Source organism: Bradyrhizobium icense (genome assembly GCF_001693385.1).
GTDB classification, from domain to species: domain Bacteria; phylum Pseudomonadota; class Alphaproteobacteria; order Rhizobiales; family Xanthobacteraceae; genus Bradyrhizobium; species Bradyrhizobium icense.
On the sequence record NZ_CP016428.1, the window covers coordinates 1,955,262 to 1,974,718 of the forward strand.

The window sequence follows — 19,457 nt, forward strand, 5'->3', positions numbered from 1 at the left end:
GCGAAGCGAACGAACCTAGCGCCAAGACGGCGAACACGCCGAACCAGGAGCAAGTGATGGCAATGGATGAGATCGTCGACGGGCTTTCGGAAGTTTCCTGCGATGTGCTCGTCATCGGCGGCGGCACTGCCGGACCGATGGCGGCGCTCAAGGCGAAACTGAAGAATCCAAAGGCGAATGTCGTTCTGCTCGAAAAGGCGAACGTCAAGCGGTCGGGCGCGATCTCGATGGGGATGGACGGGCTGAACAATGCCGTCATCCCGGGCTATGCGACGCCGGAGCAATACACCAAGGAAATAACCATCGCGAATGATGGCATAGTCGACCAGAAGGCAGTCTATAAGTATGCGCAGAACTGCTACAAGATCATCGAGGAACTCGACAGTTTCGGCATCCGCTTTCTGAAGAACGAGAACGGCGATTACGCTGTCAAGAAGGTCCACCATATCGGCACCTACGTGCTGCCGATGCCGAACGGCGAGACGGTCAAGAAGGCGATTTACCGTCAGCTCCGGCGGGCGCGGATTCTGATCTCGAACCGCTACATGGCGACCCGTCTGCTGACGTCGCACGACGGACGCGTTGCGGGCGCCATCAGCGTCAATACGCGCACTGCCGAAATCCTGGTGATCAAGGCCAAAGCCGTCATCCTCTGTATGGGCGCCGCCGGCCGCCTCGGCCTTCCCACGTCAGGCTATATGTTCGGCACCTATGAAAACGCCGCCAATTCAGGCGACGGCTATGCGATGGCCTATCATGCCGGCGCCGCGCTCGCGAACCTCGAATGCTTCCAGATCAATCCGCTGATCAAGGACTACAACGGGCCGGCCTGTGCCTATGTCGCTGGGCCCTTCGGCGCATTCACTGCAAACAACGAAGGATCGCGTTTCATCGAATGCGATTACTGGTCGGGCCAGATGATGCTCGAATTCTACAACGAATTGCTGTCGGGCAAGGGGCCGGTATTCCTTCAGTTGTCGCACCTTCATGAGAAGACCATCGAGGAGATCGAGTCGACGCTGCACAAGGTCGAGCGGCCGACACGTGGCCTGTTCCAGAAGGGGCGGGGCACGGATTACAGGACCGAATCGATCGAGATGCACATCTCTGAGATCGGATTCTGTTCGGGACACAGCGCGTCCGGTGTGTTTGTCGATGATTTTGCGCGCACGACCGTGCCCGGTCTTTACGCCGCCGGTGACATGGCCAGCGTACCCCACAACTACATGCTCGGCGCATTTACCAACGGCTCGGTCGCGGGCACCGACGCGATGGAGTTCGCGGACAACCACGACTTCGCCACGTTCGATGCCGCTGACGTGGCCAGGGAGCGCGACCGCGTGATGGCGCCGACCAAGCGGGACGACGGCATCCCGCCGAACCAGATCGAATACAAGGCCCGTCGCCTGGTGAACGACTATCTGCAGCCGCCGAAGGTCACGCGAAAGTTCGAACTCGGTCAGCGCCGGCTGGCGGAGGTGCGTGAGGATATGGAACAGCAAATGATCGCGCGCAACTCGCACGAACTGCTTCGCGCGCTCGAGACCCAGTCGATACTGGATTGTGCCGACATGGCTGCCCACGCCTCGCTTTACCGCGAGGAAAGCCGCTGGGGTCTCTATCATCTTCGCACCGATTTCCCCGAGAAGGACAACGAGAACTGGTTCTGCCACGCGCTCCTCAGCAAGAAGGACGGCAAGATGACCAGCGAAAAGCGGGATGTGGAACCTTACGTCGTCCCGATCGCCGACGAAGAGAGGGATCTCTACGACAAGCAGCGCATCCGCGCCAGCGCGTGACGGCCTGCAACGAAGCAACAGGAGCTTAGCAATGCCACTCGCCAGCTATCAGACTTCCGTCCCGGTCGTTGTCGACGATGCCAAATGCATCGCGGATAAGGGATGCACTGTCTGTGTCGATGTCTGTCCGCTCGATGTGCTTCGCATCAGCGACATGACCGGAAAGGCCTACATGGCGTATGACGAGTGCTGGTACTGCATGCCATGCGAAGCCGATTGCCCGACCGGTGCCGTTACCGTCAACATTCCATACCTCTTGAGGTAATCATGTCGGGCCCTTTCGAATCCTACGACGATCTGGAGGATGCCGATGAGCGGCTCGGGGCTGCCGATCCTGGCGAGCGCCGCGTTGCGATCATCGCGCTCGGTCATTCCGGAGATCCCGGGGCTGTGGGGCATCTGAGCGGCATGGTCGCCGACCCGGACACCGGGGTGCGTCAGCAGGTGGCGATGGCGCTCGGAGAGTTCGATGGTCCGCAGTCGGCAGCGGCGCTGGCGAAACTACTGGTCGATCCGGAGCCGGCGGTCGCTTCGGCGGCGGCCGACAGCATGGCCGAACTCAAGGATCCGGCATGTGCCGATGCGATACTGCCCCTGGTCAAGCACGCGCACGCGTTCGTCCGCATGGGCGCGCTTCGTGCGGTGAAGGAATTGCGGCGCAAGGACACGCTCAAACCTGCGTTGGAAGCGCTCAGGGACGGCGATGCTGCGGTACGCGTACAGGCGATCGGCGTGATCGGCTTTTTGAAGCTTGAAGAATCCATACCTGCGCTCACAGCATCCACGAGCGATCCCGATGCCCACGTCAGGCGAGCGGCGGTCAGCGCGCTGGCGTTTTCCCAGATGAAGCCTGCGGCCGAATCGATTACGCGCACGCTTGCTGATGATGACTGGATGGTCCGCGAGATGGCGGCGGAGACGCTCGGCATGAATGTCAATGGCTTGGTTGCGGCGGATCAACTGATCGCGGCGTTGACGGACGATTTCTGGCAGGTGCGGCTCAAGGCGATCAGAAGCCTTGGCAAGATGAAAGTAGACCGGGCGGTTCTTCCGATCGGCAATTGCATCAGGCACGAGCAAGCAAATCTGCGAAAGGAGGCAGCGGCAGCGTTGGGAGAGATTGCCGATCCAGCCGCGGAGCCGTTTCTCCTCCTTGTTGCAAATGATCCGGATCCCGAGGTCAGGAAGAACTCACGCTGGGCGCTGCAGCAGATCGCTGCCAGAAAAGCGAACTCCGGCTCTTAGCACCGCGATTGCCAATGGCCCCGAGGGGCTCAACACGGTAGCGAAATGGTTCGGATTCACGGATGACTTATGTTGTCACCGAAGCCTGCATCAAGTGTAAATACACCGACTGTGTCGAGGTGTGTCCTGTCGATTGCTTCTACGAAGGGGACAACATGCTCGTTATCCACCCGGACGAATGCATCGATTGCGGTGTCTGCGAACCCGAGTGTCCCGCCGACGCCATAAAGCCTGACACGGAACCAGGCCTCGAAAAATGGCTGGCGCTAAATGCCAGATTTGCTGCGGTTTGGCCAAACATCTCGGACAAGAAAGCGCCGCCTGCCGACGCTGAAGAGTTTCAAGGTGCGGAGGAAAAGTTCGATAAGTTCTTTAGTGAGGCTCCGGGTCTAGGAAGTTGATCCGACGTTTCACAACTGCGAGCAACCGTCGTACGCTCCCCTGCGGCAAACGCGGGGATTGAGGCAAGAATTCCGACGGTTGCCGTCGCGAGCCTTAGATGTGTTTTCATGTCGATGTCCATTCTTCCCTTGATTTGCCTGAGGTGCACAGGCGCCGGGCGTCTCGCGAAGTATGTCATCTGTTGCTCTTGGGCGGACGGCGAGGCGAATCCGGTCGGGTGACGGTTGCCAGCCGATGCGGGGCGCGGTCACAGGCGTGATTGCTGGATGTCCTTCGTAACGACAGGAACTCGCGCTTTGAGTTTTTGTCGCAGCTTGTAGAGCTTGCGGAGGCGCGCGACCCACCGTTCGAATCCGTCAACGTAGGTGAAAACCACCGGCCGTTAGCAGGGGAACCAGAAGCTGTTGGAGCACGGCCGTAACCTTGCCCGCATCCTGCTTCGGGTCCTGCAACGCGACCGCCGTTCGCTGCGTGCATAAGTCCTACGTTTCTTTTCGTGCTTCACGGGGTCGAGTTTTCGCATAACTACTTCTTTAAACTGGACTAATTGATCTATCAACTGCTGTTTCAGGTGGAGCCGCGTGGCCGGTCGCGTCGGAGCCGCGCGGAGTTGAGTTTTCAATAGGCGCTCCCCACAACTGCCTGTTGATTTGCCTCAAGCCGAACTTGGTCCAGTTCGGCATCATCGTTGCTAGTTCAGACCAACACCGGGAGAACTTCCATGCGACGCCCAACCATTGCAGCAGCGCTGCTATTTACCACCCTGAGCTATCCCGCGTTCGCTCAATCGCCAGCCGATCACGAGGGCCATCATCCGGGAGCGGACCAGGTGCCGGCACCCACGCAAACGACGCCCGCTGCAGGCCAGCCGGGAGGGCGACAAGGCACGATGGGCGGCGGAGGTATGATGGGAGGAGGTATGATGGGAGGACGTATGATGGGTCGCGGCATGATGGGCGCGGACGCGATGGGGTCCCCGATCATGTTCCGCATGATGTTCGCGCTGATGGACGCTGATAGTGATGGGACCATCTCACTTCCGGAGTTTCAGGTGGCTCACGAACGGATTTTCAAGGCAATGGACAGCAGCAAGGATAGCAAGCTCACTCTGAAAGAGATGCTAGCGTTCATGCATGGGACCAGGAGCTCCGTTTCGCAATAGCAGGAAGCTCTGCCGATCTCTAAGCCAGGACCCCAACGCTGCTGAATTGACGCTTGGATGCGTCCGCGCGTCCCGGCGAGGCCGCATCGCCGCCATCGCCGCTGGCCTTTCAACGGGGCGAAGAGACTATCGTGCATCCAGCGATCGAATCGCGCTGGGAGCGGCGCGTGTCGCGCAGCAAATGCAATAGCGCGCAGAGTGGTGCGAGCAATACTGTTTAGCGATGGAAACGATCGATGCCCTTCGAGCGAACTTTGCGGCGAATGCTGGTTGCGATCGCGGTCGCCGGATTGACCGTGGGTATCGCCGCGAGCGTCGCGGGCCGGCCTGATCTGGCCAATCTCGCATGGACGCTCGGCACGGCACCCGTCATTGGAGGACTTGCAGCCTCGATCGTCAGGGACTTTCTGGCCGGCCGCCTTGGAGTGGATGCGATCGCGCTCTTGTCGATGAGCGCAGCATTGGCGCTGGGCCAGCCGCTCGCCGGGGCTGTGGTCGCGCTGATGTATGCCGGCGGCAATGTGCTTGAGGATTTCGCAATCGCACGGGCGGAGCACGACCTGCGCTCGCTGGTTGATCGCGCGCCGCGCCAGGCACATCGCAGGACCGGCGATCGGATCGACCAGGTTCCGGTTGAGGCAGTCTCGGTCGGTGACGAGCTCCTGGTGCGGGCCGGCGAGATCGTGCCGGTCGACGGTGTCGTTCGTTCGGCGCTAGCGACCATCGACGAGTCCGCAGTTACGGGTGAGCCAATTCCGGCCGTGAAAGCACGCGGCAGCGCTGTCCTTTCCGGCTCGCTGAATGCGGGAGAGACTTTCGAGTTGAGCGTAACCGCACCCGCCGGCGAGAGTACCTACGCCGGCATCGTGCGCATGGTGACGGCAGCGCAGACCGCGAAAGCCCCCTTCGTAAGGTTGGCCGACCGCTATGCGCTGATCTTTCTCCCCGTGACGCTCGTCATCGCCTTCCTGGCATGGCTGGTCTCGGGCGATCTTACCCGCAGCCTCGCCGTGCTGGTGGCAGCGACGCCCTGTCCGCTGATTCTGGCCGCACCCGTCGCCTTTATCGCCGGCGTGGCGCAAGCGGCTCGCCGCGGCATCCTGGCCAAGGGCGGAGGCGCGCTGGAGGCGTTGGCCCGCGCGCACACTGTGCTGTTCGACAAAACCGGTACGCTGACGGTGGGTGGCGCGCGACTACTTTCGATCGAGGTCGCGCCGGGGCAGCGTCCGGAGGACGTGCTGACGCTTGGGGCGTCGCTCGAGCAGGCCTCTCACCACGTGCTTGCCAAGGCCGTCGTCGCCGCGGCCATCGAGCGCGGCCTCGAGCTGAAAGCGCCCGAGCAGGTCAAAGAGACCATGGGCGCTGGCTTGCGGGGCCTGATCGGCGGTCGCCAGGTAACCGTGGGCTCGCGGGAGATGCTCCTCTCAGACGGCGAGCTGTCGCCGTGGGAGCTCCGGGCGATCCGGCGCGCATCGTGGCGCTCGGCGCTGATCGTCTTTGTCGCTGTGGACGGTCGTCCGATCGGCGCGCTGCTGTTGGCTGACGAGCTGCGGTCCGATACGCCTCGGGCGATCCGGCTGCTGCGCGATGCGGGCATCGCGCGAATGGTAATGGTCACAGGCGATCGCGCCGCTGCGGCTCAGACGATCGGTGCGGCGCTCGATCTCGATGCGGTGCTGGCCGACCGGGTTCCTTCCGACAAGGTCGAGGCGGTGCGTAGTGAGCAGCGACTGCATCCGACCATCATGGTGGGAGATGGCATCAACGACGCTCCGGCTCTGGCCGCGGCCGACATCGGGGTCGCGCTCGGCGCGCGCGGCGCCAGCGCCTCGTCCGAGGCGGCCGACGTGGTGATCCTCGCCGACCGGCTGGATCGAGTCGGCGAAGCAATCATCATCGCGCAGCGGGCGCGGCGCATTGCCGTCCAGAGCATCATTGTCGGCATGAGCTTGTCGGTGGCCGCCATGATGGCGGCCACTGTTGGCTGGCTCGCCCCAGTACCCGCCGCAATCGTCCAGGAGGTGATTGACGTTGCCGTGATCCTGAACGCGCTGCGGGCCCTCACCCCGGCTGGCGGCCGGGGCGGTCGTCACATCACCGTAGAGCAGGGACTGGCGCTGCATCATGACCACCAAGCGCTATTCAGGGATCTTGACAGGCTGCGCACGATCGTCGATGCGCTGGACGACGCCCCGCCAGAGAACGCCGCGCGCTTGATCGAAGAAGCTCACCGCCTGGTTCAAGGCAGCGTGGTGGTGCATGAGCGCGACGATGAGGGCAGCGTCTATCCTCAGCTTGCGGAGGTGCTGCGCGAACGCCATGGCCTCTCGGCCATGAGCCGCGCACATCGCGAGATCCTGCATCTTGCTCGGCTGCTGGCTCGGATAGCGGAGGACCTGCCCCTGGAGCGGGTTGACCGGTATCTTATCCGCGATGCCCAGCGGGTGGTTGAGGCAATCGAAACGCTAGTGCGCATGCACACAGCCCAGGAGGAGGACATTTACGAGGCTGTGACGACCCAGTCGGCAGCTTAGCTGCATGATCCGCACGCCGCTGCTTCCCGTCCGGCGAACGCGCCGGCGGGCGATTTCCCGGCCGCCGCGCATCAGCAGCAGGGTAGGGATGCCGCTGATTCCGAGGCGCGAAGACAGGGCAGGTGCGGCGTCGGAATTGAGTTTCAGCAAGCGAACTCTCGGCTCGAGCCGTTGGGCGGAGCGCTCGAACATTGGCGCCATCGCACGGCACGGGCCGCACCAGGGCGCCCAGACGTCGACCAGGAGCGAATATCGCTGTTCGCGACCTGACGTCCGAAGCCTTTCTCGTCGACCTCGAGGGGATGTCCGGTAAAGATCGGCTGATGACAGGAGCCGCAGCGCGCACCGAGCGGCGCGCGCTCGGCCGGCAGGCGGTTGATCCGCCCGCAAAATCCCGCAAACGACCTGGCGTGTCTCGCTCATGTTCCGGTCCTGAATAGTCCAACCGGATAGCGAAGCAAGGTCCGAATCGCTGCCGCGCGACAGGGGAAAGAGCTTGGTGCTTGATCTGCGTCAAGTATGGAGCGCACGTCTTGAATAGCATTTGACAGGATTGGAGGCTTGAGAAATGCGTGCACATCACGTCATGACCCGCAAGGTGACCACCGTCAGCGCCGATACATCCGTCCGGGACGCAGCCAACCTGATGTTGAAACTGCGCATCAGCGGCCTTCCGGTGGTTGATGAGGACGGCCGGCTCATTGGAATGGTAACGGAAGGAGACTTTATCCGCCGCAGCGAGATCGGCACGCAAAGCCCCCATATCGGGTGGCTCGACTATCTCTTCGGCCCTGGCAAGGCCGCCGCAGACTTCGTGCGGGAACACGGCCGCAAAGTCGGCGAGATCATGACGAAGAGCAACCTTGTCACCGCACCGGAGGATCTGCCGCTTGAGAAACTAGTGCGCCTAATGGAGCACAACAATGTCAAGAGGTTGCCGATTGTACGTGGAGAGACACTGATCGGAATTGTAACTCGCACGGATTTGCTTCGTGCTGTCGCAAGTCTCTCTCGAGACGTGCCGGATCCGATCGCTGACGACGACCATATCCGCGACCGCGTGATCGCATCCATCGAGAAGCACGAATGGCGGCTCGGCGTTACGGTTCGGGACGGAATTGTGCATCTCAGCGGTATGATTATGGACGAGCGCTATCGAGAGGCGGCGATCGTGGCTGCCGAAAATGTCTCCGGCGTCAGGTTGGTTCACGACCACCTCTGCCTGTTCGGGTGGTCCTTCCGGTCGCCGGAAGATGAGGAATGGGCAAAAGTCGGTTAGAGAAGAGTTGGAAAATTAACAGCTTTCCGACCGCGCTTTTTGCGTCAAATCAAACTCGGCGCATCTTCATACTCGATCATTTCGGCAGGAACCGCTCGCTTGCCGCTCCTTGTTGATACAGGTCAAGCATCACGCGCCGCGCAATTCGCAGAATGAAGTAGGTGTCCCGATTTGGATGGCGGCGCTCCGCGCCTTCGCTGGCCGTCGTCGGAGAGGTGATCATGTTGGCGACCGAAATCATGCGAAGTTCGTTCGCGACCGTCAAACCAACCACATCGGCGCTCGACACCCTGCGCCTCTTGCTGGAGACCAATCAGCGTGGCTTGCCCGTGATCGACGACGCTGGTGCACTGGTTGGAATGGTCTCCGAGGGTGATTTTCTACATCGTCAGGAATTGGGAGTAAGTTGTCCTGAGGGATTCTGGTTCGAATGGTTGTTCGGAAGAGAGAAAGGGCAAGTGGTTAGAGAGAGAATGTACGCCCTGCGGATCGATGCCGTCATGAGCCGAAATCCCGTATGCCTGGATGAGACCGCCACCATCGACGACGTCGTTAGCAGGATGGATGAGCACCGGATCGCTCAGGTGCTCATGGTACGTGCAGGGAAAGTCATCGGCATCGTCGGTCGGCTACAACTACTCACCGCTCTGGAGCGATGTTTGAGTCGGGAAGAGAATAATTGGCAGGTCGGGTAAATCCCTGGCGAGATTTTGCGAGATGCGCAGCACAGCATCCCGAGGCATCCTTGAGCAGCCTGCAGCATTTATGGCTGCGCTATGGGTGCCAGCCACCCCGGCGTAGGCGCCAGAAGGCGGCCAAAGCGACAAATCCCGCAACCAGGATCGTGGCTACGAAAGTCTGGAGCACTCCGAAGTTCAAGGCGTCGCGCGCCACAAACAGCGCCGTGATCGGCGCCGCAATCATCAGAAGAAGGCGAACAATCCAGGTCATTTCGTTAGTGCGACATCAGGGTTGGTACGGTCATTGACCGCAGCATTTCGCGCGTGACGCCGCCAAGGACGATTTCCTGCAAGCGCGAATGGCCATAGCCTCCCATGACGAGCAGGTCGAGGCTTTCATCCGCTGCGATCGACAAGAGGCCGGGTTGGATGTCTGAACGGTCTGCCTTGAACGACGCGATCTTCGCCGGTAGGCTCGCCCGTGCCAGATGTCGGAGCAGGTGCTCGCTTGTGCATTCGACCGGTGGCGCCTCTCCATTCTCGACGGCGATAATGGTAAGCGCGGCTGCTCGCCGAAGCAGCGGCATCGCATCGCGTAACGCGCGCGCCGCAAGCCGGCTTCCGTCCCAGCAGATTCCGACGCGCTTGGCCGCGAAGGCGCCGCGAAAAGTGTAGGGCATGAACAGTACCGGGCCGCCCGCCTGAAACAGGATGTCCTGCGGAAGGGCATTGTCCAACGCCTGGCGCTCAAATTCCGGCTGCAGGACGATCGTGAGATCGTAGAGCCGCGCCATTGCGCCGGCGATCGACGCTGCGTCGGCTGGCATGGCGACGAGCGCGCGGCTGGAATAGGATATTCCAGCATTTTTGGCTTCGACCTCAAAGACGCCGAGTTGCGTCTCGGCGCGCTCCCTCGCACGTTCGCCTTCGACTTCGAATATCGCGGCCACGGCCGCGCCACCTTCGGCGACCACCGGGACGCTGGTGGCAGTCACATAGCCGACCGAAAACGCGTCGAGATGAGCGCCCCAGGCGTGAGCGAGGGAAACCGAACCCTCGATAACCGGTCTTGGCGGTCGTTCGCTGGGAACGTGGACCAGCAGATTTCTGAACATGATCGATCTCCGATGAGACAATGCGAAGGGAGCCTCATAGATACAACGACGCCGGAAGCCTTAGACCGACGGCGCGAAGGAAACTGGACCCATTCATTGTGCCCAGTACCGGCGCGACAAGGTTGATCTGTGTCGCTCAACTGGCGACCTTCATGTCTTCGGGCGATTCCATGTGGAAGCCGGAATAGGTGGCGACGAAGCTGAGATGGTCATGTACCTCCTTGACGCCCTCCGTATTCTCGGCGGCAACGATCGCCGCCCGTCGGGAGTGATCGTCGAAGATCAGCCCATGCAGATGCACGACGCCGTTTCGTACTGTCACCTGGAATCCGGCCGGCTTCCAGTCTGTTGCAGAGACGGTTCGCATGATGCGGGCGCGGATGTGATCATCGTCGGCGGTAGGATCCGGAATCTCGCGGGCCATGCTGGCAACCGCCTGGAGCAAATTCGATCGCGTGACGATGCCGACGAGTGCCTTGCCGCGGATCACCGGCAGCCGCTTGATATCGTGCCTTTCCATCAGCCGTACGAGCTCGTCCAGCGGGGTTTCTTCTCCGACCGTAATCGGATCGCGTGTCATGACATCCTCAACCTTGCGCCCACGGTCATGGACGAAGTCTTCTGCCGCGCGACCAGGACCGGCAAAGATATCCAGCCAACTGGACCGACGGCGCGGAGTGTCGATCTCGCTGCGGTGAAGGAAATCGCGTTGGGAAACCATGCCGAGCAGCGTCCCGTCCACATCCAGGACAGGCAAGCCGCTGACGTGGCAGCGGAGCATGATGTTGGCTGCGTCCAGAATGGTCGTATGGGGAGTAACGGTAATGACGTCCTTCGTCATAATCTGGTGGGCTCGCATGAAGCATCTCCCTTTGATACCGAGATTTTCAGATTGCCCCATGATCTGCAAAGGACGTTGATTTGGGTCAAACGCGGCATCGGTGCAGCCGCGCATCGTCCAAGCCAGCCTCTACGGCTCGACGGTACCCAGCAGCACGTTGATCTGACCGCTTCCAACGTCGGCAGAAGCCGCCTTGAAGATCCAAGAAGAGAATCGCCCGCGAGCCGCCAGAACGTCGGCGCAGCAGCTTCAACTGTGGCGCTGCTTTGCGCGCATAGGTAACTGAAATCTCCGCCTAAGTCGCTTTCATCAAGAAAACTGCCTTGGCGTCTGCCTGCAGCGCCTTGCCCACGAAACGGAAGCGCTCCAGCAACACAAACGCTCTTAAGATAAAGATCTTGTCAGACAGATCCGACTGAAAATGATTACCGTAAGCAACGCCCCAAAGTAACCCGCGCGTGGCCGGCGGATGCAAGGCAATTGGCGTTCTTGTTTGGGCCCAATCGCCGGCCATGTCCCCTCAAGTGCACCGTGCAGCCTCCCTTTCGCCGAACTGAACAATCAAACTGATTTTGATTCCGCCATTCGGCGCAGCGCAAATCGAAGGCCAGCATCCACAACAACTGACGCGCGCTATCGTCTCTCCGGCCTTTCGCGCATCGGCGATCTGCTGGGTGATCAATATGATTTCGACGCGCGCTGCAAGATCGGGGCCACCGACGAAGGCTTTTCCGATTCGAGAGCGTTGGTAACGTCCTTCGCTCCTGCGACCGGGCGGCTGATGGGAGGCGGCGGCCCGCCGTCCAGCGCTGGCAGGCTGATGGCCGCCTGTAGCCCCTTCTGCTTATTGGTTAAGACGATATCGCCGCCGTGGTGGCGGGCAATGGTCCGGGCAATGGAAAGACCGAGACCTACGCCCCCTGTCTCGCGGTTCCGCGAATTCTCAATCCGGAAAAACGGCGTAAAAACCTGCTCTTTGGCGCTGTCTGGAATACCGGGGCCGTCGTCCGAGACGGTGATTTCGATACTATCCGCTTGCCTTTCCACGCTGACGCGCGCTCGCTCGCCATATCGGATGGCATTTTCGACAAGGTTGCGGCACGCGCGGCGCAGTGCGTCTGGTCGGCAGCTGTAGCTGATCTTCTGCCCTTCAGAAAAGGAGATGTCATAACCGAGTTCAGCGAGATCATCGCAGAGACTTTCCACGAGTGCCGAGAGGTCCACGGTCCGCGTGCTTTCTGCGGTTGCATCTTCGCGAGCGAAGGCGAGTGTCGCCTCTGTCATCGTCTGGACCTCGGTAATTGTGGAGAGCATTTTCTCGCGGACGTCTTCGTCGGGCACGAATTCCGCACGCAAACGGAGCGAGGTTAGAGGTGTGCGCAAATCATGGCCGATGGCGGCCAGCATTCTGGTGCGGTCGTCGACGAAACGGTGCAGGCGCGCTTGCATGCGATTGAATGCCTCGGCAGTGCGTCGAATATCGTCGGGGCCGGTTTCCGGCAGCGGTACGATCTCCTGACCACGGCCGAAGGCCTCGGCTGCTATGGCGAGCCGGCGCAATGGTTGCGCGATGCCGCGTGCGGCGAATACGGCAATGATCGACAACGACAGCGCGGAGAGACCGAGTGCCAAGGTGGACTTGGAGGTCCAGAAGCCGTCTTGCGCGGGCTTGGCAAATGCAGTGTTCAGCCATGTGCCGTTCGCCAACCGAACAGCCAATCCCATGCCGGTGGCATCATCGAGATAAAGAAATTTCGCCGGTCGGGACAGCGGCCAAGCTTCCGGCCTTAGGTCGATCCACTGTGAGGAGGTGGCGCTGCTACTAGCGGCAGTATTTCGGGCGAAATCCGGTCTCACCTCGGCGGGAACGCTGTGGCCGGCAAAGGATACGCGCGGCAATGGCTGCGCCAAACGCTCCCATGCCTCCTCTCGCCACGCGGGGGCATCCTTCAGACCGTTGGTCGATATCCAATATCTCGCCGTACTGGTGTTACTGGCGTTGAGGATCTCGGTCTGCAGCGACGGAGGCGTCGCCTCCAAGACCCGGGCGAGCGAGGCGCACCGGCTGAATATCTCGCCCTTGGCGGTCTTCCGAATCACCTGCCCGTGCTCATCCCACGAAATGAAGAACACGATTGCTTGTGACAGCGCTAAAGACAGCAGCGTAAAACAGATGAAACGGGCCGCAAGACTGCGCTTCCACAAGCTCATCATGGCTGCTCGACCTGCGCGGCGAGGCTGTATCCACCTCCCCAGTGAGTCTTGATCAATGCTGGTACTTTCGGGTCAGCCTCGATCTTCTTCCGCAAGCGGCTGACTTGATTGTCAATGCTCCTGTCGAATGGATCGGCATCTCGGCCGACCGTCAGGTCAAGAAGCTGATTGCGGCTGAGTACCAGGCCGGGATGGTCAAGAAACGCACACAACAGGCGGAACTCCGCCGTGCTGAGCGGCACAGCAACGCCGTCGTCGCCCATCAACTCGCGCCGGTTGACGTCAAAGGTCCATCGATCAAAACGTACAACCTTGGTCGCAAGCCGGCCCTTTTGCGGCGGCAGGCTTTGGACTCGTCGAAGCACCGCCTTGATGCGGGCGAGAAGTTCGCGGGGATTGAATGGCTTGCTCACGTAGTCATCGGCACCTACTTCCAGGCCAACGATTCGATCGGTCTCCTCAGCCATCGCAGTCAACAGGATGACGGGAAGGTCCGTGGTGCTGCGCAGATGGCGGCACAGGGACAATCCGTCCTCGCCCGGCATCATGACGTCAAGAACCACGAGGTCCAGAGCACTTCGTTCGAGCAAACGGCGGAGTGCAACAGCGCTCTCCGCAAGGCTGATGCGGTAGCCATGCTGCATCAAGTATTTGCCGACCAGATCGCGAATATCGCGATGATCATCCACTACGGCGATGTGAGGTGCCGAGTCCATCTAGTTTGCTCCGTCCCGGATCATACTGAAGTCCTGCACCCAACCCATCGGAAAAGTGTAACAGAATGTATCGGCCGCGTATGATCGAGCGAAATCAAATGCTTGTGGCTGGCTTCACTGACGGCGTCGCGGCATCGGGATCGCAGGATCCCGATGCCGGCCGATCCGAGCAGGAACCGTCCTCATGGGTATGATTCCCCGATCTGGCTGAAACAATTTTGGCACAAGCTGTCGCAGAACATTGTCCCGGTGAGCCATCTTTGTCGCAAACTGTCGCAGACCCGTATGCCTGCTCAGACTTGATGCATGAAGCCGCATTGAGAGAAAGGTCATTCAAGAGCGGATGACAGGAGTGGCCATCACCGATGGCCGCAACTGTCGCGAACTATGCAATGCAGCATTCCTGAGACAGATCGCGACAATTCCCGGCCGCGGTCGGCAAAGTTCTGCGACATCCGGACTTCATCGTGCGCACGCTCAACGAAGCAGGAGCGTTACATGTACGATGCGATGCACGCCGTTTCCCGCGGGGCCGTTCCGGAAATCTCGAAAGGATCACCGGCCGAGGGCGATGAAGACTACACTACACCGAAGGGACTGTTTCTTCGTAGAGCCGCAGTGCGGATAGGTTGGCTGCTCGTGTTCGTGTTGCGGAATACCTCGGCCTCGGCCACCCCCCTTGATTTGATGTACTGTGGGGATCGTGCGACTGTTTCGCGCCTCGTGACGGAGGACGACGGTTTGACGTCCGAGCACAATCCTAAGTTCGTGTGCAGAGTGCCCGACTTTACTTCTTGCAGGCCATGTCTTCGCGTCAGTCGCGAAAGCTCATTCTCCGGGCCGATCAGGCTGACGGCCGTCGCATGCAAACATGACGGCAACGGCAACTGGCACACCGCTCAAGCCTGGGGCGTCGGCTTTGGCAGTGCTTCGTTCATGCCTGTTGGCGGCGGCAATTCTCCGTTCTCGATCGTGCAGCAGGGCTTCGTCCTCGGCCGCGCCCTTAGGCCGCGGCCACATCCTTGCGTGCTGGCAGCTTTGGATCATCCTGCCACCGCGGAACATTATTTCAGATCGGCCGTCTGATTTTTCAACAGCAGATTCCCGCATGCTCTGACGAGATCATGGTCGACATATGTCTTGCCAGGCCAGGTCACCAATTCCGGTGGAAAGGCATCTTTGGCACGATAGCTGCCCCTACTAGCGACGAGTGCAGCCAACCGTTCTTTGACGTCCGGCAAGGAACGAAATTCCTCGGCGCAGCCTGGCGCAAGCGCCGCCACAACCGCGCGATCGCTTTTCTCGGACGCCAGCCTTTCGGCTTTCGATGGACTGAGAAATCCAAACGCCTGCACCAATAGGTAGGCGCCAACGACCATTCCGGATGCGCCGGCCCACAAGCTGACCTTCACCGCCTGCCAATTCACTTCGATCCTCTCCATGGGGTTCTCCTTCCGGTTCAGGATCTCCTGACAGATTTCCTCTCCTGTCGATTACCCTCCGGAGAGAATTATGGTTGTAAGGTTGTACGCTCCAGTGTCTCAAGCCGCGTGATTGGTTCTGAGGTTACCTCACAAGCAATGCGGCCAACGTTTGGTGAGCCGGATGATATCGGGCTGTGTTGCCACGCTTTTGCAGAGACGCGCAACACGCGGTAGCAACTACATGACGCGTTTTCCAAGCCCGGGCGATTGATGATTGAAATCCTGCCTCGATGCCGCCGGATCAGACCCGCCTGTTCCATCCGTCCCATTTCTGTCGTCACTCCTGCGCGTCGCACAGCAATGGCCCGGCCGAGGACGTCGTGGGTCAAGGCAATATCATTTGACTGAAGCCTGTCGCTGGCCACGAGCAGCCATCGTGCGAGCCGTTCACGCAGCGTATGCCTCGTGTTACACGCGACTAACTGGGAGCTGTGTATCAGAGCAGAGTGAACATAGGTCAGCAGGAGTTTGCGTAGTTCCGGGAGGGCCTCGATGAGGGTCACGAGGTCGTCGGCGTTGATCCGAAGAGCATCGCCCGCGACTTGAACGGTACATCGATGTGGCGATATTGCTCCTCCAAGAACGAGGGGAATTCCTACAAAGTCGCCAGCTCCCAACGTTCTGATTTCCACCTGGGTACGATCCGCTCCCGCTTTGGCGAACAGAGATGCGGCGCCACTCTCGATGAAATAGGCAAAACGCAGCCGGACGTTTCGCTCAAGCAAGGCCTGCCGCCTTGCAATCGGAACGCGCGTCACACGTGCAAGTACTGCTTCGTGGCAATCGCTGGAAAGCTGGCCAAGGAGCCCATTCGAAGGATGCCATGCCGTGTCGTCCAGCCCTTGCCTGCCCGTCATGGGCCGATTCGATATGTCCGCCATCATTTGGTATTCTGAAAGCATGATCTCCTCCTGGCCGAGCGTAATGGGGCTTAGACGCTGAATCTGGTCCCGAAAGGTCCGGGAAGGTAGTCGGGTCATCGCCACGGCATGTCGGGGAATCCCTGACGGGATCGACGGCTATTTCCGACAGCCAAAGCTGCATTTTAATGGTCGATGAAGCTGAGGTGAGGCTTGTTCGAAACACGCGGGGATGCCAGGTGCACTATTCGCCATGACACAAACAACTTCACGGATGGCGCGCCGATCGCTGATCTTGCTCGTGATGGCTGGTGCTATTCCGCTGCTTGTCTTTGCGGGATGGGTTGCTTTCCTGAACGCGCGGCAGGACCGCAACGCGGCGCGACTTGCAGCGTTTGAAACGCTCGATCGCGTTGCGACCCGCGTAACTTCCGAACTTGGCACACAGATCGAGGTGGCGGAAACGCTGGCTGCTTCGGCTGCGTTGGACCAGCCCGATTTGCAGATGTTCTATCGTGAGGCAAAACGCCTCAAGGATGCTCGTCCACTGTGGGAAACGATCGAGCTCGTTGATACCGAGGGTCGTCAAGTGCTCAATCTTCTTAGGCCAATGGGAGCCGAATTGGGCGCGACAGCCGATAGGGAGAACTTCAACAAGGTTCTGCAAACGCACAAGGCTGCAATCGGGGGTATCGGGCCTCTGGGGCCTATCTCCGGGAAGCGTCTGATCGCTCTGCGCGCCCCCGTCGAACGGGATGGCAGTATAAATTTTGTTCTGACGGTGGCGCTGGTTCCTGATGCCGTGAGCCAGATTCTTCGGAACGCGGGCGCCCCGAAAGGATGGGTTGGCGTCGTTGCCGATGCCAAGGGAAATATAGTCGCGCGCACGATCAAGGAGCAGTTTGAACTTGGGCGGCCGGCCAGCGAATCCGTCCGTGAGGCAATCAAACGAGCCCCAGAGGGAGCCTATGTCGGCCGCACGCTCGAAGGCGTGGAGGTCGATACGGTCTACCGGTCGCTTCCAGGAACCGGAGGTTGGTCCGTTCATCTGGGAATACCAACTGAGTCGTTGAATGCGCCGGTTCGCAGATCGGCGTTCTTGATGGCCGGTGGCGGCGCGGTCAGTCTTGCTCTCGCCATTGCTTTGGTTTGGCTGACGGGGCTCGATATCGCGCAACGGCGCCGCGAGCAGGAAGCGAAAGCGGCCATCGCGCTGGGTCTGAGTGAAGAACGGAGGATGCTTGCGGTCGAAGCCGCAGATCTTGGCGTTTTTAACTGGAACTTGAACAATGGGAATGTACTTGTCTCTCATCGCGCGCAGATATTGCTGAATCTGCCGCCGTATCCTTCGGAACAACAGGACCGCATCTATCCCGCTGACTTGTTTCTGGAGGGGATTCATCCTGCCGACCGGCAATTTGTGGCCGAAGCTCTCAAAGGAAGCGTTCGCGAACGACCCACGGCCATAGAATTCCGGACGCGAGACGTCGATGGCGCCATTCGCTGGCGGCGGGCGACCGGTCGTCCGTCTCAGGTGAACCCGCTGATGCAAGACATTGTATTCGGGGTGGTGATGGATATCGATGCCACGAAGCAAGCAGAGATAGAGCGCGTGCAGTTGTTGCGGCGTCTTTCCGTTGCCGAGGAAAATGAACGGCGTCGGATTGCTCGCGAGCTTCACGACCAGATCGGGCAAAGCGTTACTGGTCTGATGCTTGGGCTCAAGAACCTTGAACATACCATCAATCGTGACGCGAGTGACAGTCGCGTAGACCGGATCCACTGGCTGCAGACGCTCGCCAACGGAATTGGCCGTGATATACACCGGGTAGCAGCGGATTTGCGCCCCACTGCCCTTGATGATCTGGGATTACAGGATGCTCTAAGGGCGCTCTGCTCGGAATGGAGCAGCCGGTTTCACATACAGACCGATCTTCATTTTCGAGGCAACAGCACTCCGCTTCCGTCTGACGTTGAGATCGCCATCTATCGGGCGATCCAAGAGGCATTGACGAACGTCCTGAAGCACGCAAAGGCTCAAAGTGTCAGCTTGGTAATCGACCAGCGTTTAAGTGAACTGCGCGTCGTAATCGAGGACGATGGAGCAGGATTTCCCTCCGAAATACCCGCGCCAATCGAGTCTGAGAAGCGAACGTTTGGCAGGCTTGGGCTTTCGGGAATGCGCGAGCGGCTGAGCTTGATCGGCGGCACTCTCGTCATTGAGTCGGAGCCGGAATCTGGAACTACGCTATTCATATCCGTGCCGTTGGGCGCAGCAATGGAGCTCTGAAGGTGGTGTCAATAAGAGTCGTGCTTGCTGACGACCATCCCGTGGTGCTTGCCGGCATGAAAGCGTTGCTCGATGGGATGGAGGACATCACAGTTGTTGGCGAAGCGACGACAGGCCCAGGCGTCCTGAAAATCCTTCGGGAAACCGGACCTGATATCGCCGTGCTTGATATTTCGCTGCCCGAAATCAACGGGCTCAAGCTTGCAGAAATGATCGCCGTTGACTTTACCGAGGTCAAGATTCTCGCGTTGACGGTGCACGAGGATCGCGCCTATGTCCGGCCGATGCTGAAGGCCGGTGCCAAGGGATATCTGCTGAAGCGATCAGCGGCCGACGAACTCGTGCGAGCGATCCGGGCGATCGCGGGGGGAGGCGTATACTTGGACCCTGCGATTGCCGAAACGGTTATTCCTTCTGCTCCAGCCGATCATGCCCCGGGTAGCTCTCAGCTAGTTGAACTCAGCCAGCGGGAAACCGAAGTTTTGCAGATGATTTCACGGGGCTTGAGCAACAAGGAGATCGCGGGCCGCCTCGATATCAGTGTGAAGACGGTGGAAACTCACAAGGCCCGGGCTCTCGAAAAGACGGGTCTTCGAACGCGCGCCGACATCGTGCGCTATGGAGTTGCGCATCGGTGGCTCGACGACCTGTGACTAAGATCATCTGATTCGTCTCCATTGACGCGATACTCGTTGCCCCGCAAACAACGATCGCTACGCGCCTAAGCGTTGCAATCGTATTAACCTGGCGACCGCCAGGGCTGCGGAAATCGCGCCAGCTGCGAGATGGACAACCATCGCGTTCGTGGCCCCCCCGCGGAGCGGCCTTGGGTCTAT

Annotated in this window: 19 protein-coding genes and 1 pseudogene; 11 read left to right on the forward strand and 9 right to left on the reverse strand. The window is 60.1% G+C overall.

The annotated features are described in order from the left end of the window. Nucleotides 1-56: 56 nt before the first annotated feature. The 6 genes from LMTR13_RS09205 (at nucleotide 57) to LMTR13_RS09230 (ending at nucleotide 7,142) form a co-directional block, all read left to right on the forward strand. Nucleotides 57-1,799, forward strand: a complete 1,743-nt coding sequence (locus tag LMTR13_RS09205; RefSeq protein ID WP_065732549.1) for a fumarate reductase/succinate dehydrogenase flavoprotein subunit — start codon at nucleotides 57-59, stop codon at nucleotides 1,797-1,799. A gap of 31 nt (nucleotides 1,800-1,830) precedes the next feature. Continuing rightward, the gene (locus LMTR13_RS09210) at nucleotides 1,831-2,064 is read left to right on the forward strand and encodes a 4Fe-4S dicluster domain-containing protein (RefSeq protein ID WP_008141081.1); all 234 of its coding nucleotides are present in this window, start codon (nucleotides 1,831-1,833) and stop codon (nucleotides 2,062-2,064) included. Between the two features lie 2 nt (nucleotides 2,065-2,066). After that, a complete protein-coding gene (locus tag LMTR13_RS09215; protein ID WP_065727598.1) occupies nucleotides 2,067-3,044 on the forward strand; it encodes a HEAT repeat domain-containing protein in 978 nt (325 codons plus the stop codon). Nucleotides 3,045-3,106: 62 nt separating this feature from the next. Beyond that, on the forward strand, nucleotides 3,107-3,445 hold the full coding sequence (gene fdxA, locus LMTR13_RS09220; RefSeq protein WP_065727599.1) for a ferredoxin FdxA: 339 nt from the start codon (nucleotides 3,107-3,109) through the stop codon (nucleotides 3,443-3,445). Between the two features lie 722 nt (nucleotides 3,446-4,167). Continuing rightward, on the forward strand, nucleotides 4,168-4,608 hold the full coding sequence (locus tag LMTR13_RS41570; protein ID WP_065727600.1) for an EF-hand domain-containing protein: 441 nt from the start codon (nucleotides 4,168-4,170) through the stop codon (nucleotides 4,606-4,608). A gap of 236 nt (nucleotides 4,609-4,844) precedes the next feature. Then, nucleotides 4,845-7,142 carry a heavy metal translocating P-type ATPase gene (locus LMTR13_RS09230; RefSeq protein WP_065727601.1) on the forward strand — a complete coding sequence of 766 codons (2,298 nt, stop codon included), beginning with the start codon at nucleotides 4,845-4,847 and terminating at the stop codon, nucleotides 7,140-7,142. Here the strand turns inward: LMTR13_RS09230 and LMTR13_RS38960 are convergent. Continuing rightward, nucleotides 7,074-7,565 (reverse strand): annotated as a pseudogene (locus LMTR13_RS38960) (thioredoxin domain-containing protein). The gene LMTR13_RS09230 and the pseudogene LMTR13_RS38960 sit on opposite strands and share 69 nt — an antisense overlap. Nucleotides 7,566-7,710: 145 nt before the next feature. Here LMTR13_RS38960 and LMTR13_RS09235 point away from each other — a divergent pair. Next, nucleotides 7,711-8,421, forward strand: coding sequence for a CBS domain-containing protein (locus tag LMTR13_RS09235; protein ID WP_065727602.1), 711 nt, complete (start codon nucleotides 7,711-7,713; stop codon nucleotides 8,419-8,421). A gap of 76 nt (nucleotides 8,422-8,497) precedes the next feature. Here LMTR13_RS09235 and LMTR13_RS40480 read toward each other — a convergent pair whose 3' ends face one another. Then, entirely contained in the window at nucleotides 8,498-8,662 is a 165-nt protein-coding gene (locus tag LMTR13_RS40480) for a hypothetical protein (RefSeq protein WP_156795516.1), read from the reverse strand. On the opposite strand from LMTR13_RS40480, the gene LMTR13_RS09240 reads away from it, so the two are divergent. Continuing rightward, entirely contained in the window at nucleotides 8,643-9,116 is a 474-nt protein-coding gene (locus LMTR13_RS09240) for a CBS domain-containing protein (protein WP_065727603.1), read from the forward strand. The genes LMTR13_RS40480 and LMTR13_RS09240 overlap by 20 nt on opposite strands. A gap of 260 nt (nucleotides 9,117-9,376) precedes the next feature. On the opposite strand, the gene LMTR13_RS09245 is transcribed toward LMTR13_RS09240, so the two are convergent. The 5 genes from LMTR13_RS09245 to LMTR13_RS09265 all read right to left on the reverse strand — a co-directional run bounded on the left by LMTR13_RS09245 (nucleotide 9,377) and on the right by LMTR13_RS09265 (nucleotide 13,987). Then, a complete protein-coding gene (locus LMTR13_RS09245) occupies nucleotides 9,377-10,216 on the reverse strand; it encodes a universal stress protein (protein WP_065727604.1) in 840 nt (279 codons plus the stop codon). A gap of 136 nt (nucleotides 10,217-10,352) precedes the next feature. After that, the gene (locus LMTR13_RS09250) at nucleotides 10,353-11,075 is read right to left on the reverse strand and encodes a CBS domain-containing protein (protein ID WP_065727605.1); all 723 of its coding nucleotides are present in this window, start codon (nucleotides 11,073-11,075) and stop codon (nucleotides 10,353-10,355) included. Nucleotides 11,076-11,352: 277 nt separating this feature from the next. Then, nucleotides 11,353-11,571 carry a hypothetical protein gene (locus tag LMTR13_RS09255; protein WP_156795517.1) on the reverse strand — a complete coding sequence of 73 codons (219 nt, stop codon included), beginning with the start codon at nucleotides 11,569-11,571 and terminating at the stop codon, nucleotides 11,353-11,355. Between the two features lie 164 nt (nucleotides 11,572-11,735). After that, a complete protein-coding gene (locus LMTR13_RS09260) occupies nucleotides 11,736-13,268 on the reverse strand; it encodes a sensor histidine kinase (protein WP_335622073.1) in 1,533 nt (510 codons plus the stop codon). Next, a complete protein-coding gene (locus LMTR13_RS09265; protein ID WP_065727608.1) occupies nucleotides 13,268-13,987 on the reverse strand; it encodes a response regulator in 720 nt (239 codons plus the stop codon). Before LMTR13_RS09265 ends, LMTR13_RS09260 begins: the two co-directional genes overlap by 1 nt. 498 nt (nucleotides 13,988-14,485) lie before the next feature. Between LMTR13_RS09265 and LMTR13_RS40485 the strand changes: the two genes are divergently transcribed. Next, nucleotides 14,486-15,073, forward strand: coding sequence for a hypothetical protein (locus tag LMTR13_RS40485; RefSeq protein WP_156795518.1), 588 nt, complete (start codon nucleotides 14,486-14,488; stop codon nucleotides 15,071-15,073). On the opposite strand, the gene LMTR13_RS09270 is transcribed toward LMTR13_RS40485, so the two are convergent. Together LMTR13_RS09270 and LMTR13_RS09275 are read right to left on the reverse strand one after the other, a co-directional pair. Then, on the reverse strand, nucleotides 15,052-15,429 hold the full coding sequence (locus LMTR13_RS09270) for a hypothetical protein (protein ID WP_065727609.1): 378 nt from the start codon (nucleotides 15,427-15,429) through the stop codon (nucleotides 15,052-15,054). The two genes, LMTR13_RS40485 and LMTR13_RS09270, sit on opposite strands and share 22 nt — an antisense overlap. Nucleotides 15,430-15,497: 68 nt before the next feature. After that, nucleotides 15,498-16,373, reverse strand: coding sequence for a Crp/Fnr family transcriptional regulator (locus LMTR13_RS09275; RefSeq protein WP_083219422.1), 876 nt, complete (start codon nucleotides 16,371-16,373; stop codon nucleotides 15,498-15,500). A 211-nt stretch (nucleotides 16,374-16,584) separates the two neighbouring features. Between LMTR13_RS09275 and LMTR13_RS09280 the strand changes: the two genes are divergently transcribed. Both LMTR13_RS09280 and LMTR13_RS09285 read left to right on the forward strand, forming a co-directional pair. Continuing rightward, nucleotides 16,585-18,621, forward strand: a complete 2,037-nt coding sequence (locus tag LMTR13_RS09280; RefSeq protein WP_236843322.1) for an ATP-binding protein — start codon at nucleotides 16,585-16,587, stop codon at nucleotides 18,619-18,621. A 2-nt stretch (nucleotides 18,622-18,623) separates the two neighbouring features. Continuing rightward, the gene (locus tag LMTR13_RS09285; RefSeq protein WP_083218938.1) at nucleotides 18,624-19,274 is read left to right on the forward strand and encodes a response regulator transcription factor; all 651 of its coding nucleotides are present in this window, start codon (nucleotides 18,624-18,626) and stop codon (nucleotides 19,272-19,274) included. Nucleotides 19,275-19,457: the final 183 nt, after the last annotated feature.